The following is a 14,222-nucleotide window of genomic DNA, read 5'->3' on the forward strand; positions in this document are numbered from 1 at the left end:
CACGAGCCGCGATGCACATACTCACCACGACCTCCGCGTCGCTCGACGATCTCGCCGAGCCAGTTGATCTCCGGCAGACGCCGGCGGATATCGTGGCGCTGTCCTTCACCGACAGCGACCTCGCCGGCCTCGCGGCGGGCTGGAAGGCCGATGCCGCCCGCCTGCCGTCAATGCGGCTGGCGGCGCTGCGCGACCTGCGCCATCCCATGTCCGTGGACCTCTGGATCGACAGCGTCGCTCGCTACGCCAAGGTGATATTGGTGCGCATCCTCGGCGGCTACGACTGGTGGCGCTATGGCTGCGACCAGCTTGCCGCGACTGCCCGTGCGAACGGCATCAAGCTGGCGCTGCTGCCGGGCGAGAGCCACGACGAGGATCTCAGGCTGATCGAAGCCTCGACGCTGCCGCGCGAGGATCTGGACGGCCTGCTTGGTTATTTCCGCGAGGGTGGCCCGGAGAATATGACGGCGCTGGTGCAGCGGCTGGCGGGGTTGGCTGGGTCCGATGTGGCGGCGGCTGACCCGGTTAGCGTGCCGAAAGCTGGCTACTACGAGCCTGGCCGCGGCGTCGTAGGCAAGTTGAATTTTGCCGATGTCGGCGTTCCGTCACACCCCCCTCTGTCCTGCCGGACATCTCCCCCTCAAGGGGGGAGATCAGCCGTCACCAAAGGCGGCTCCTCTCCTGCTCCTTTGGAGATCTCCGCAAGGTCTGCGATTGGCGAAAACATTTATGAGAGCACAATCTCCCCCCTTCCGGGGGAGATGTCCGGCAGGACAGAGGGGGGTGGGCGGGAACTCGGCGCAGACAACATCAACTCTCCCATCATCCCCATCCTCTTCTACCGCTCGATGCTGCTGGCCGCCGATGTCGCGCCAATCGGTGCCCTCTTTGATGCACTCCGCCAGCGCGGCATGAGACCGGTCCCGATCTTCGTCTCCAGCCTGAAGGACCCGACGTCGCTGGCCTTCGTCGAGACCGCGCTCGCCTCGCTCAACCCCGCCGCTATCATCACTTCAACCGCCTTCGCATCCGGCGCCGAACCCGGCGTCCAAACCCTGTTCGACCGGGCCTGCGTGCCGGTCTTCCAGGTCATCGTCGCCACCACCCGCCGCGACGTCTGGGACAACAACCGGCGCGGCCTGGCGCCGGCCGACCTTGCCATGCATGTCGTGCTGCCCGAACTCGACGGCCGCATCCTGGCCGGCGCGATTTCCTTCAAGGGCGAGAGCGAAACCGACCCGGCACTCGGCCACCGCGCCTTAGCGAACCGCCCGGAACCGGATCGCGTGGCGCAAGTGGCGGAGCGTGTCGCGGCGTTCATCAAGCTGCAGCAGACGCCCCGCGCGACGCGTAAGTTGGCGATCCTCATTCCGGACTATCCGAGCGCGCCCGGCCGCACTGGCTATGCAGTGGGCCTGGATGTGCCGTCCAGCGTGCTGGCCATGCTGCATGACCTGAAGGAGCAGGGCTATCGGGTTGAAGGGATTCCGCAAACGCCGCGTGAGTTGCTGGACGCGTTGGAGCGGAGAGGCGATGGGCTGGGGCTGGAGGAGTATCTGGACTTCTCAAAGGATTTGCCGGCTGACGCACTGGCTGCAGTCGAGGCGGCATGGGGCGCCCCTTCACCCTCCCCCTTGTGGGGAGGGTCGGTTCGCGACATTCGCGAAGCGGATGGCGCAAAACGGGGTGGGGGTAGCGGTGCACCACCCCCACCCGGCCCTGCGGGCCACCCTCCCCACAAGGGGGAGGGTAAGAGCGGCTTCCCCTTCCGCGCCGCCACCTTCGGCAACATCACTGTCGCTCTCGCCCCCGACCGTGGCCGCTCGGCCGACCGGCGCGCCGATTACCACGACCCGACGCTGCCGCCGCGCCACGATCTGCTGGCCTTCGGCCTGTGGCTGCGCAAATCGCTCCGCATCCATGCTCTCATCCATGTCGGCGCCCATGGCACGCTGGAATGGCTGCCCGGCAAGACGGTTGCGCTCTCACAAAACTGCTTCCCCGAGATCGCCACCGGCTCGCTGCCCGTCATCTATCCCTTCATCGTCTCCAATCCCGGCGAGGCGGCGCAAGCCAAGCGGCGCATAGCAGCCGTCACGCTTGGCCATCTGCCGCCACCACTGGCAGCTGCTGGCCTTGATGAAGAGCAGCACAAGCTCGAGCGCCTCGTCGACGAATACGCCCAGGCCGACGGCCTCGACCGCCGCCGGCGCGATCGTCTGGCCAAGCTGATCGTCGACACCGCGCAAAAGACCGGCCTCGCCTCCGAAGCCGGCGTCGCCAAAACCGACGCGCCCGACGAGGCGCTGCGCCGCATCGACGCCTGGCTCTGCGACCTCAAGGATTTCGCCATCAAGGACGGCCTGCACATCTATGGCCGCGCTCCCGACGACGAGCCCGACGCCATGCGCGTGCAAAGCGCGGAGGCCGAGAAAGCAGCACTTCTTGCCGCGCTCGACGGCCGTCACATCAAGGCGGGTCCGGCGGGCGCACCGGCGCGTGGCCGCTCCGACGTGCTGCCCACCGGCCGCAACCTGTTCACCTCCGACCCGCGCACCATGCCGACGCCGACCGCCTACGATCTGGGAAAGGCGGCGGCAGAAGAAGTCGTGCGCGGCTATATGCAGTCGCATGGCGACTGGCCGCGCTCGCTGGTCATCGACCTCTGGGGCTCGGCCTCGCTGCGCACCGGCGGCGAGGAGATCGCGCAAGGCCTGGTGCTGATGGGCTGCCGGCCGCAATGGGATTCGGCCACCGGCCGCATCACCGGCATCGAAGTGCTGCCGCCGGCCACGCTCGGTCGCCCGCGCGTCGATGTCACCTGGCGGATTTCGGGTCTGTTCCGCGACATGTTCCCGACCCAGATCGCGCTGATCGACGCCGCTGCCAACGCCGTTGCCGCGCGCGACGAGGACGATTCGGAAAACCCGCTCGCCGCCAGAACCCGTGCCGATGGCAAGATCGGCCCGCGCATCTTCGGCACCTCGCCCGGCACCTACGGCGCCGGCGTCGAGGACCTGCTGTCCAGCGGCGACTGGGTCGGGCGCGAAGAAATCGGCCGCGCCTATCTCGATGCGACATCACATGCTTATGGCGGCGCCGAGGGCGAAGGCATCGCCTCCCCCGGCGCTTTCGAGACCCGCGTCGCCGAGGCCGATCTGCTGGTCCACACCGGCGACGATCCCGGCCGCGACATTCTCGAGGGCTCCGCCGACGTCGCCTTCATCGGCGGCTTTTCGGCCGCCCTTGCGGCATTGGGCCGAAATGCCGACGTCATCGTGCTCGACACCACCGACCCGCAAAAGCCGAAGCCGCGCTCGGTCGGCGAGGCTGTGTCGCGGGTTGTGCGGGCGCGAGCCGTCAATGCGCGCTTTATAGCCGGCCAGATGCGGCATGGTCCGCGCGGCGCTTCCGAGTTTGCCGAAACCGTCGACCGCCTCATCGGCTTTGCCGAAACCACGCACGCCATTTCGGGCGCGTTGATCGAGGCCGTGCATGACGCCTATGTCGGCGATCCCGATGTCCGCGCCTTCATCCTGCGTGAAAATCCGGCCGCTGCCAAAGTCATCGCCGAGCGCTTCCTGTCGGCGCGCCAGCGCGGTCTCTGGCATCCCTTGCGCAACGCGATCGACGACGATCTCGCGGCGTTGATCGCCGAGGCCGAGGCGCTCGGGGTCGCGGCATGAACGCCTTCTCGCGCCGCGGCGCCTGTCCGGCTCTCTCGGCGCCGATGCAGACCGGCGATGGCCTGCTGGTGCGGCTCAACCCGGTTGCTGGAGGGCTTTCCCCCAAGTCGCTGATCGGACTCTGCGAATCCGCCTTGAAGCGCGGCAACGGCATCATGGAAGTGACCGCACGAGGCAGCCTGCAGATACGCGGCCTGACGGCGGAAAGTGCCGTGCTGTTGGCGGCGGAGGTCGATGCACTGGGGATTGCAGTGCGTACCGGCGTGCCGGTCGAGACCGGGCCGCTGGCCGGCATCGATCCGCGGGAGATTGCCGATCCGCGATCTTTGGCTGAGCGGATCAGGGCTGCGGTCGAGGAAGCTGGGCTGACGCCGAGGCTCGGGCCGAAGGTTTCGGTGGTTGTCGATGGCGGCGGGCAGCTGACGATGGATGGGGTGACGGCCGATGTCAGGCTGAAGGCGGTGCGGGACGGCGGTAACGTTCTGTGGGCTTTGTCTGTTGCCGGCGACGGTCAAAGCGCGAGGCCGCTTGCGACGGCCGATGAGGATGCAGCGCGCGATATTGCGGTTGCTGCCCTCAGGATGACCGCGGAGAAAGGCCGGGAGGCACATGCGAGGGATTTGTCGGAGAGGCAGCTAGCGTCTCTCGCAGGTTGGCATTCCTTCGCGCCCCCCTCTGTCCTGCCGGACATCTCCCCCACAAGGGGGGAGATCAGCAGCTTCGCTGTCAGCTCTTCGCCTTCGACGTTGAAAACTGGCGAAACCGGCGGCGACAGCACAATCTCCCCCCAAGTGGGGGAGATGTCCGGCAGGACAGAGGGGGGCGCCGTAGAGCGCTCTCGCTCGCCGATTGGCCTCTTCGACTTGAACACCGGCCACGCCCTCGGCATCGGCCTGCCCTTCGGCAGCATGCCAGCGCAAAACCTTATCGACCTTGCCAGCCGAGCGTCGAACCTCGGCACCGCCGAAATCCGCCTCGCCCCCGGCCGCGCCTTGCTGTTCCTCAGCCAACCGTCGTCCGCAAACCACTCGCTGCAAGCCACCGCCGCCGCCCTTGGCTTCGTTACCACCGCAGCCGACCCGCGCACCCGCATCGCCGCCTGCCCCGGCACTCCTGCCTGCGCATCCGGACAAATCGCCACGCGCGATATTGCCGAGACAATCGCCGCCGAAATGACCGATAGTCTCGACTTCACACTGCACATTTCCGGCTGCGCCAAGGGCTGCGCGCACCCAGGCCAGGCGGCGCTGACATTGGTCGGCGGCGAAAACGGAGCCGGACTTGTCGTGAACGCGACGGCAAAGGCCCTTCCTGCGGGCTACAGGCCGGGCTATGACGCCGCACGCGGCGTCAGTAGCGTCGCGGCGATGGTCCGCAGCGCACGATTTCAGGGCGAAACCGCCGCCGCTTGCCTGACAAGGCTCGGGCCGGCGGCAATCGCCGAAAGCTACCGACAGGAATAAGCATGGCCGCCTACGATTACATCCATGACGGCAACGCCATCTATGAGCGCTCTTTTGCCATCATCCGCGCAGAGGCCGACCTGTCCCGGTTCTCCGAGGCGGAAGCCGACGTCGCCATCCGCATGATCCATGCCTGCGGCCAGGTCGAAGCATCAAGTCATTTTGTCTTCTCCAGCGATTTCGTCGCCGCTGCCCGCAGCGCCTTGGCGGCCGGCGCACCGATCTTCTGCGATGCCGCAATGGTCTCGCATGGCGTCACCCGCGCCAGGCTGCCGGCCGGCAATGAGGTGATCTGCACCTTGCGCGACCCGCGCACGCACGACATCGCCAAGCAGATCGGCAACACCCGCTCGGCCGCCGCGATCGACCTCTGGGGCGAACGCATGGCCGGTTCGGTCGTGGCCATCGGCAATGCGCCGACAGCGCTCTTCTATCTCCTGGAAAAGCTGCGCGATGGCGCGCCGAAACCGGCAGCCATCATCGGCATGCCGGTCGGCTTCGTCGGTGCGGCCGAATCCAAGGATGCGCTGGCCGAGAATTCCTATGGCGTGCCCTATGCCATCGTGCGGGGACGCCTCGGCGGCAGCGCCATGACCGCCGCCGCCCTCAATTCGCTGGCGAGGCCCGGCCTGTGAACGCGGCTGTCAAAGACGGTTTGGCAAAAGGCCGTTTGGTCGGCGTCGGCACCGGTCCCGGCGACCCCGAGCTGTTGACGCTGAAGGCCGCGCGCATTCTCGCCGAAGCCGATGTCGTCGCCTATTTCGCCAAGCGCGGCAACAACAGCAACGCGCGAGCCATCGTCGAGGCGCGCTTCCGGCCGGATATGCTGGAACTGCCACTGCTCTATCCCGTGACCACCGAGATCGACAAGGATCACGACGACTACCGTTCGCAGATCACCGATTTCTACGAGGAGTCGGCCGAGAAGGTCGCCGAACACCTCGAAGCCGGCCGCATGGTAGCCGTGCTCTCCGAAGGCGACCCGCTGTTCTACGGCTCCTACATGCACCTGCATGTCCGCCTCGCCCATCGCTTCCCGACCGAGGTCATCCCCGGCGTCACCGCCATGTCCGGCTGCTGGTCGCAGACCGGCGTGCCTATCGTCCAGGGCGACGATGTGCTGACGGTTTTGCCCGGCACGATGAGCGAGTTCGAGCTGACACGCCGTCTCGCCGACACGGATGCCGCCGTCATCATGAAGGTCGGCCGCAATCTGTCCAAGATCAGGCGGGCACTGGACGCCACCGGCAAGCTCGCCCGCGCCGTTTATGTCGAGCGCGGCACCATGGCCGGCAGCATCTCGATGAAGCTTGCCGACAAGCCGGACGACAAGGCCCCCTATTTCGCCATCGTGCTGGTCGCCGGCTGGTCCGGCCGGCCTGGCGTTATGGGAGCCAAGCCATGAGCGGCCGCCTCACCGTCATCGGCCTTGGGCCCGGCAATGCCGATCAGGTGACGCCGCAAGCCAGCCGCGCCGTCGCCGAGGCAAAGTTCTTCTATGGCTACAAGCCTTATCTCGACCGGCTGGAGCTGCGCCCGGACCAGACCCGCGTCGCCTCGGACAATCGCGAGGAACTCGCCCGCTCCAAGGACGCGCTGGTAAAGGCGGCGGACGGCCATGACGTCGCCGTCGTCTCCGGCGGCGATCCCGGCGTGTTCGCCATGGCGGCCGCCGTCTGCGAGGCGATCGAGGCCGGTCCGGCCGAATGGCGCACCGTCGATGTCACTGTCGTGCCGGGCGTCACCGCCATGCTGGCGGTTGCCGCCCGCATCGGCGCGCCGCTCGGCCATGATTTCTGCGCCATCTCGCTGTCCGACAATCTGAAGCCGTGGGACTTGATCGAACTGCGCCTGCTGGCGGCGGCCGGCGCCGGCTTTGTCATCGCGCTCTATAACCCGATCAGCAAGGCGCGCCCTTGGCAGCTCGGCCGTGCCTTCGAATGCCTGGCCGCCATCCTGCCCGGCACCACGCCGGTCATCTTCGGCCGCGCCGCCGGCCGCCCGGACGAGCGCATCGAGGTCTTTTTGCTGGCCGATGTCGACGCGCAAAAAGCCGACATGGCGACCTGCATCATCATCGGTTCGCCGGAAACACGGATCATCAAGCGCGGCGACAAACCGGCGCTGGTCTACACGCCGCGCTCCGCGACGGGGTCGAGCAAATGATCGATCATCGCGGCCAATGCTTCGACAGTTTCGGCCGACGGCACCTCCGGCAGGAAGGGCCTGCGCACCATGACCACTTCGATGCTAAGCGCCCGCGCCGCGGCGATCTTGCCGTAGGTGGCCTCGCCGCCGCTGTTCTTGGACACGACAACATCGATGCGGTGCTCCTCGAGCAGTGCGTGTTCATCCGGCTCGCGGAACGGCCCGCGCCCCAGCAGGTAAGCCGCATCCGGCACCGCCAGTTTCGGCTCGACCGGATCGACGCTGCGGATGAGGTAGTGATGCTGCGGCGCCGCCTCGAAAGCCGCGACCTCTTGGCGACCAAGCGCCAGGAAGATACGGCGCGGCGCCGGTCCAAGCGCATGCACCGCATCGCCTGTCGTATCGGCCTGCGTCCAGCGGTCGCCATCGACAGGCTCCCAGCCAGGGCGGCGCAAAGCAAGGATCGGCACGCCGGTCATTTGCGCGGCTTGCGCCGCATTGGCGGAAATTCGCGCGGCATAGGGATGCGTGGCGTCGATCAGCAGATCGGTTCGCGTCTCCCTGAGATAGACGGCCAACCCTTCATTGCCGCCAAATCCGCCGCTGCGCACCGGCACGCCTTGCGCCACCGGGCTTTCGGTGCGGCCGGCCAGCGACAGAGTGACACGGAAATCTTCCACCAGTTTTTCGGCCAATTGGCGCGCTTCTGTCGTGCCGCCAAGGATCAGAATCTTCTTCATGAGCACCATGTTGAACAGCGTCGGCGCTGCCCCTCACCCCTACCCTCTCCCCCTGAAGAACGGGGAGAGGGAGGCGTCAGCGCCGGAGCTTCTCCCTTCTCCCCGTCACTACACGGGGAGGTGAGGAGTGGTCTGGCTGGCAGACGAAAAGTCAATTGCTTGACTTTTCGAACGACGAACGCCTCAGGCGGATGAGGGGCGGCGCGACATGTCAAAAAAACAGCCCACGCCAAAATGGCTTACAATCATCGGCATCGGCGAGGACGGTTTAGCGGGTCTCGGCGACGAGGCCAAGCGGCTGATCGCGCAAGCCGAATTCGTCTTCGGCGGCAAGCGGCATCTGGCGCTGGTGGCTTCGCTCATCAAGGGTGAGCAGCGCCCATGGCCGGTGCCCTTCGATGCCGGCATGGCAGACGTGCTGGCGCTGGCCGGCCGGCGCGTCTGCGTGCTCGCCTCCGGTGATCCATTCTTCCACGGGGTCGGCGCCACCCTTGCCCGCAAGGTCAAGCCTGAAGAGATGCATGTCATCCCCGCGCCATCGGCGATTTCGCTGGCTGCCGCCCGGCTCGGCTGGGCGTTGCAGGACATCGAGACGATCTCGCTGCATGGAAGGCCGCTCGACCTGATCCGGCCGCTGCTGCATCCCAGGGCGCGCATCCTGGCGCTGACATCGGACGGCGACGCACCAGCGACAATTGCGCGCCTGCTCGTAGAGCTCGACTTCGGCGGTTCGCGGCTGACCGTTCTGGAAGCGCTGGGCGGACCGAACGAGAAGCTTCGCTCGGCACGTGCCGACGCTTTCGATCTCAGAGACATCAATCCCCTCAACGTGCTGGCGCTTGAGCTTGAATCGACACAAGAGGCCCGCATCCTACCACTGACCGTTGGCCGTGCCGACCATCTGTTCGAGCATGACGGCCAGATCACCAAGCACGACATCCGCGCCATCACGCTTTCCGCACTGGCGCCTAGACGTGGGGAGTTGCTGTGGGACATCGGCGCTGGTTCCGGCTCCATCGGCATCGAATGGATGCTCGCTCACCCCTCGATGCGCGCCATCGCCATCGAGGCCAACAGCGACCGCGCCGCCCGCATCGCCCGCAACGCCGCGCATTGCGGCGTCCCCGGTCTTGTCGTGGTGGAAGGGTCGGCGCCCAAGGCACTGGCCGGGCTGGACACGCCGGATGCGATCTTCATCGGCGGAGGTGGCAGCGACGCCGGCGTACTGAACGCCGCCATCAAGGCGCTGCCATCCCGTGGCCGTCTAGTTGCCAATGCGGTGACGCTGGAGATGGAGGCGCTGCTTCTCGCGGAGCACATCAAGCGCGGCGGCGACCTCACCCGCATCGCGATCTCCCGCGCTTCTCCTGTCGGTTCGATGCAGGCCTGGCGCCCGGCCATGCCGGTCACCCAGTGGAGCTGGGTGAAGCCATGATGGTGGCGGGCATCGGCAGCCGGAAGGGCGTGAGCGTCGAAGACGTGCTCGCGGCGATCGAAACCGCCCTCGAAGCGCACGGGCTGGCGACGACGGCGCTGTCGGCCTTGGCGACCGCCGCGCTCAAGAAAGACGAAGAAGCGATCTCTGCCGCTGGCCGCACGCTCAACCTTCCCGTCATCATCGTTGATGACGCAGCACTTCAGGCCGTCTCGTCGGAGGCACTCAGCAAATCCGATCTCTCGCAAGACCTCGCCGGCACACCCTCCGTCTCAGAAGCCTCCGCCCTTGCCGTTGCCGGCCCCGGTGCAAAGCTGCTTGGTCCGCGCACCGTGCTCGGCTCGGTCACCTGCGCCATCGCCATCAGCGGAGATGCGCCATGACCGTTCATTTCATCGGCGCCGGTCCCGGCGCCGCCGACCTCATCACACTGCGTGGCGCCAAGCTGCTGGCAAGCTGCCCGGTCTGTCTGCATGCCGGCTCCATCGTCGCGCCGGAATTGCTGCAGCACTGCGCACCGGGGACCAAACTGATCGATACGGCGCCGATGTCACTCGACGAAATCGAGGTCGAATATGTGACAGCCCACCAGGCCGGCCACGATGTCGCCCGCCTGCATTCCGGCGACCTCTCGGTGTGGAGCGCCGTGGCCGAGCAGATCCGCCGGCTGGAAAAACACGGCATTCCTTACACGCTGACGCCGGGCGTTCCCTCTTTCGCCGCCGCAGCCGCAGCCCTTCGCCGCGAACTGACCATTCCCGAGGTGGCGCAAAGCCTGGTGCTGACCCGCGTCTCCGGCCGCGCCTCGAAAATGCCGCCCGGCGAAACGCTGGCCGGCTTCGGCCGCACCGGCGCGACGCTGGCCATTCATCTCGCCATCCACGCCATCGACCGAGTCGTCGCCGAATTGTCGCCGCATTATGGCGGCGATTGCCCGGTGGCGATCGTCTTTCGCGCTTCATGGCCGGACGAGCGCGTGCTGACCGGCACGCTCGCCACGATCGAGGCACTGCTCGCCGCCGACCCGATGGAGCGCACGGCGATCATCTTCGTCGGCCGCTCGCTGGCAGCGGAAGGTTTTGACGAGAGTTCATTGTACGACGCCCACTATCAGCGGCGTTTCCGGGGACGGGACGGATTGTGAGCGGTAAAAGCGAAAACACCACGCTCGAACAGGCCCTTGCCCGGCTGAACTTCAAGCCGCGCCGGCTTGAGCCGGGCCATGTCTGGCTGGCCGGCGCCGGCCCCGGCGATCCCGGCTGCCTGACGCTGGAAGTGCTGGCGGCTTTAGCCGAGGCAGATGCGCTGGTCTACGACGCGCTGGTCTCGCCCGACGTCGTCGCTGTCGCGGAAAAGGCCGAACTGTTCTTTGCGGGAAAGCGCGGCGGCAAGCCGTCGATGAAGCAGGACGACATCACCGCTCTGCTGGTGCGGCTGGCGCGCGATGGCCGCCGCGTCATCAGGCTGAAGGGTGGCGATCCCTATATTTTCGGCCGTGGCGGCGAAGAGGCGCTGGCGCTGGCGCGCGAAAAAATCCCGTTCCGCGTCCTGCCCGGCCTGACATCGGGGCTGAGCGCGCTGGCCGCCACCGGCATTCCCGCAACCATGCGCGGCATCAACAAGGCGATCATCCTGGCGACAGGTCATGCCGCCGGCACAGATGACGATCTCGACTGGGGCGCGATCGCCCGCACCGGCCAGCCGGTGGTCATCTATATGGGCATGGCCAATCTGCCTGTTATCGCCGCGTCGCTGCTCGAAGGCGGGCTGGCGCCGTCGACGCCGGCGGCTGTCATCGTTTCGGCGACGACACCGCAGGAGCGGACCGTCGTCGCGACACTCGCCACCATTTCCGAAGCGGCCGCCGCGGCGGAATTGGCCTCGCCGGCCCTCATTGTCGTCGGCGGCATCGTCGCCATGCGCGCAGCACTGGCGGGTAACGCATGACCCGCGCCATCATCATCGGCGCGCCGCGTTCCGGCTCCGGCAAGACCAGCGTCACCATCGGCATTTTGCGCGCGCTCGCCCGGCGCGGCATCAAGGTGCGCGGCGCCAAGTCCGGCCCCGACTATATCGATCCGGGTTTTCATACCGCCGCAACCGGTCTGTCCGGCGTCAACCTGGACAGCTGGGCGATGTCGCCTGACCTGCTCAACGCGTTGGCCGGCAATGCCACCGAGGATGCCGATTTTATCTTCCTCGAAAGCGCGATGGGCCTGTTCGACGGCATCCCGGCCGGACAAGGCCGCACCGGCTCGGCCGCCGATCTGGCGCGGCTCTACCACCTGCCGGTGCTTTTGGTGCTCGACGTCTCGGGACAGTCGACGACGGCGGCTGCCGTCGCCAAGGGTTTTGCCACCTACGACCCGGATGTGCGCATGGCCGGAATCGTGCTCAACCGTCTCGGCAGCGAGCGCCACCGCAAGCTGTGCAGCGAGGCGATCGAAACGCTCGGCCTGCCGGTCGTCGGCGCCATCCTGCGCGATCCCACGCTCAATTTGCCGGAGCGCCATCTCGGCCTCGTCCAGGCCGGCGAATATGCCGACCTGATGACGCATCTCGACCGCCTCGCCGACATGGTCGAGAAATCCCTCGACCTTGACGCCATCATGGCGCTGGCCGCGCCGTTTTCGCCGGCATCAGGCAGTTTCGAACATGCCTTGCAGCCGCCCGGCCAACGAATCGCGCTCGCCGAAGACGCCGCCTTCACCTTCCTCTATCCGCACGTCGCCGCCCACTGGCGTCAGGCCGGCGCCGAGATCGTGCCGTTCTCGCCGCTAGCCGACGAAGCACCGGTGCAGAATTGCGATGTCTGCTGGCTGCCCGGCGGCTATCCCGAGCTCCACTCCGGCAGCCTCGCGGCGGCGACCAATTTCCGAGCTGGCATGGCCAGGTTTGCCGAGACCAAGCCGATCCATGGCGAGTGCGGCGGCTTCATGGTGCTGGGCGAAGCGCTGGAGGACGCGGCCGGCGAGACGCACGCCATGCTTGGCCTGCTCGGCCATTCCACCAGCTTTGCCAAGCGCAAGATGAACCTCGGCTACCGCGAGGCACGCCTGCGCGTCGCCTGTCCGCTGGGGCCGCAAGGCGCGCTGATCCGTGGCCATGAATTCCACTATGCGCAGATGATTGCGACCGGCAATGACGAGCCGCTGGCCGACCTAGCCGATGGCCAGGGCAATCCACTCGGCGCCTCCGGCTACCGGCGCGGCCATGTCAGCGGCACCTTCTTTCATGCCATTGCGAGGAGTGCATGACCGCCGTGCCCTCGCCCCGGCAAGCGCTCGAGGACGTCGCGCTTTGCCTCGTCTTCTTCACCCGGCTGCCGCTGCCGGTCTTCGACTTTCGTGGCCGCAGCCTGGCCGATGCGATCTGGGCGGCGCCTGTCGCCGGCCTCGCCATCGCTGTGGTTGGTGCTGTCGTCTACGCAGCGCGCGTACAGCTCGGCCTTGCCCCCGGCCCGGCAGCAGCCCTTGCGCTTGCAGCAACCCTGCTCGCCACGGGCTGCCTGCATGAGGACGGGCTGTCGGATGTCGCCGACGGTTTTGGCGGCGGCAAGACGCGCGATAAAAAACTGGAGATCATGCGCGACAGCCGCATCGGCGCCTATGGCGCAGCAGCTCTTGGCCTGTCGATGCTCATCCGCTGGAGCGCGCTGTCGCAACTGGCCAATCCGACAAGCGTGCTCTTCGCGCTGATCGCCGCACACGCCGCATCGCGCGGCCTGCTCGGCGCGTTCATGCATCTGGCGCCGGCGGCGCGCAGTGACGGCCTGTCTGCCGGCGCCGGGACCGTCTCGGCCCAGACAGCTGTTCTCGGCGCCGTGCTCGGCGCCATCCCCCTTCTGACGCTGGGGCTCGGCGGCGCCTGTGCCGCACTGATCCTGCTCGCTCTCGTGTTCAGCGCCTTGCGCGCGCTCTCCCTCAACCAGATCGGCGGCCACACCGGTGACACGATCGGCGCCCTGCAGCAGCTGGGCGAGATCACTGTCCTGCTCGTCGCTTCCGTTTCCCTGTCCTGATTCTTCCCCGGAGATTCCTTCCCCATGCCATTCAAATCATTCGACGAACTGCGCGCCGCCTGTCTCGATCTGCCTGCCGGCAGCGATACCGCCGCCAACGCCGTCGCCCGCCGCCAAGACACGCTGACCAAGCCGCAAGGCAGCCTGGGCCGGCTGGAAACTCTCGCCGCCTGGCTGGCGCGCTGGCAGGGTCGCGACATGCCGAAACTCGACCGCGTCAAAATCTTCGTGTTCGCCGGCAACCACGGTGTGACGGCGCAAGGCGTGTCGGCCTTCCCGTCGGAAGTGACGGTGCAGATGGTGGCGAATTTCGCCGGCGGCGGCGCCGCCATCAACCAGCTGGCCCGCATCGCCGGCGCGGAACTCGACGTCATCCCGCTCGATCTCGATCATCCGACCGGCGACTTCACTGACGTGCCGGCAATGGACGAAAAAACCTTCCTCGCCGCCGTCTCGGCAGGCTACGACGCGGTGACGAACGACCTCGACCTCGTCTGTTTCGGCGAGATGGGCATCGGCAACACCACGCCGGCGGCCGCCATCTCGACCGCCCTGTTCGGCGGCGGCGCTGAAAAATGGACCGGGCGCGGCACCGGCGTCGACGATGCCGGGCTGAAGCGCAAGGTCACCGCCATTGAATCCGGCCTCAAGCGCCATGCCGACGCGCTGTCCGACCCGCTGAAGATCGCCGCCGCCCTTGGCGGCCGCGAACTCGCCGCCATCTTCGGC

At 67.2% G+C, this 14,222-nt stretch carries 13 protein-coding genes; 12 read left to right on the forward strand and 1 reads right to left on the reverse strand.

Going from position 1 to position 14,222, the window contains the following annotated elements; translation table 11 throughout:
- The first annotated feature begins 11 nt into the window (after window positions 1-11).
- The 5 genes from cobN to X726_RS150735 are packed head-to-tail and all read left to right on the forward strand — an operon-like array spanning window position 12 to window position 7,315.
- Window positions 12-3,686: a cobaltochelatase subunit CobN gene (gene cobN, locus X726_RS150755; protein ID WP_023670829.1), complete on the forward strand. Its 3,675-nt coding sequence runs from the start codon at window positions 12-14 to the stop codon at window positions 3,684-3,686.
- Entirely contained in the window at window positions 3,683-5,149 is a 1,467-nt protein-coding gene (gene cobG, locus X726_RS150750; RefSeq protein ID WP_023670830.1) for a precorrin-3B synthase, read from the forward strand. Before cobN ends, cobG begins: the two co-directional genes overlap by 4 nt.
- A gap of 2 nt (window positions 5,150-5,151) precedes the next feature.
- Window positions 5,152-5,784 carry a precorrin-8X methylmutase gene (locus tag X726_RS150745; protein ID WP_023670831.1) on the forward strand — a complete coding sequence of 211 codons (633 nt, stop codon included), beginning with the start codon at window positions 5,152-5,154 and terminating at the stop codon, window positions 5,782-5,784.
- Window positions 5,781-6,554, forward strand: a complete 774-nt coding sequence (locus X726_RS150740; protein ID WP_023670832.1) for a precorrin-2 C(20)-methyltransferase — start codon at window positions 5,781-5,783, stop codon at window positions 6,552-6,554. The genes X726_RS150745 and X726_RS150740 overlap by 4 nt, the downstream gene beginning before the upstream one ends.
- Window positions 6,551-7,315 carry a precorrin-3B C(17)-methyltransferase gene (locus tag X726_RS150735; protein ID WP_023670833.1) on the forward strand — a complete coding sequence of 255 codons (765 nt, stop codon included), beginning with the start codon at window positions 6,551-6,553 and terminating at the stop codon, window positions 7,313-7,315. Before X726_RS150740 ends, X726_RS150735 begins: the two co-directional genes overlap by 4 nt.
- On the opposite strand, the gene X726_RS150730 is transcribed toward X726_RS150735, so the two are convergent.
- Complete coding sequence (locus tag X726_RS150730) at window positions 7,279-8,037, reverse strand: cobalt-precorrin-6A reductase (RefSeq protein ID WP_033001889.1); 759 nt, start codon at window positions 8,035-8,037, stop codon at window positions 7,279-7,281. The two genes, X726_RS150735 and X726_RS150730, sit on opposite strands and share 37 nt — an antisense overlap.
- 208 nt (window positions 8,038-8,245) lie before the next feature.
- Here X726_RS150730 and X726_RS150725 point away from each other — a divergent pair, with 208 nt between their 5' ends.
- The 7 genes from X726_RS150725 to X726_RS150695 all read left to right on the forward strand — a co-directional run.
- On the forward strand, window positions 8,246-9,472 hold the full coding sequence (locus X726_RS150725; protein ID WP_023670835.1) for a bifunctional cobalt-precorrin-7 (C(5))-methyltransferase/cobalt-precorrin-6B (C(15))-methyltransferase: 1,227 nt from the start codon (window positions 8,246-8,248) through the stop codon (window positions 9,470-9,472).
- Window positions 9,469-9,855, forward strand: a complete 387-nt coding sequence (locus tag X726_RS150720; RefSeq protein ID WP_023670836.1) for a cobalamin biosynthesis protein — start codon at window positions 9,469-9,471, stop codon at window positions 9,853-9,855. Before X726_RS150725 ends, X726_RS150720 begins: the two co-directional genes overlap by 4 nt.
- Window positions 9,852-10,616 (forward strand): precorrin-4 C(11)-methyltransferase, encoded by a 765-nt coding sequence (cobM, locus tag X726_RS150715; RefSeq protein WP_023670837.1) that lies wholly within the window; start codon window positions 9,852-9,854, stop codon window positions 10,614-10,616. The genes X726_RS150720 and cobM overlap by 4 nt, the downstream gene beginning before the upstream one ends.
- A complete protein-coding gene (gene cobA, locus X726_RS150710) occupies window positions 10,613-11,419 on the forward strand; it encodes a uroporphyrinogen-III C-methyltransferase (RefSeq protein ID WP_023670838.1) in 807 nt (268 codons plus the stop codon). The genes cobM and cobA overlap by 4 nt, the downstream gene beginning before the upstream one ends.
- Window positions 11,416-12,729 carry a cobyrinate a,c-diamide synthase gene (locus X726_RS150705; RefSeq protein ID WP_023670839.1) on the forward strand — a complete coding sequence of 438 codons (1,314 nt, stop codon included), beginning with the start codon at window positions 11,416-11,418 and terminating at the stop codon, window positions 12,727-12,729. Before cobA ends, X726_RS150705 begins: the two co-directional genes overlap by 4 nt.
- Window positions 12,726-13,493 (forward strand): adenosylcobinamide-GDP ribazoletransferase, encoded by a 768-nt coding sequence (gene cobS / locus X726_RS150700; protein ID WP_031215066.1) that lies wholly within the window; start codon window positions 12,726-12,728, stop codon window positions 13,491-13,493. Before X726_RS150705 ends, cobS begins: the two co-directional genes overlap by 4 nt.
- Window positions 13,494-13,517: 24 nt before the next feature.
- The coding region (locus tag X726_RS150695; RefSeq protein WP_023670841.1) for a nicotinate-nucleotide--dimethylbenzimidazole phosphoribosyltransferase at window positions 13,518-14,222 on the forward strand (705 nt) is incomplete at its 3' end.

This window comes from Mesorhizobium sp. LSJC285A00, from assembly GCF_000503155.1.
Lineage (GTDB): Bacteria > Pseudomonadota > Alphaproteobacteria > Rhizobiales > Rhizobiaceae > Mesorhizobium.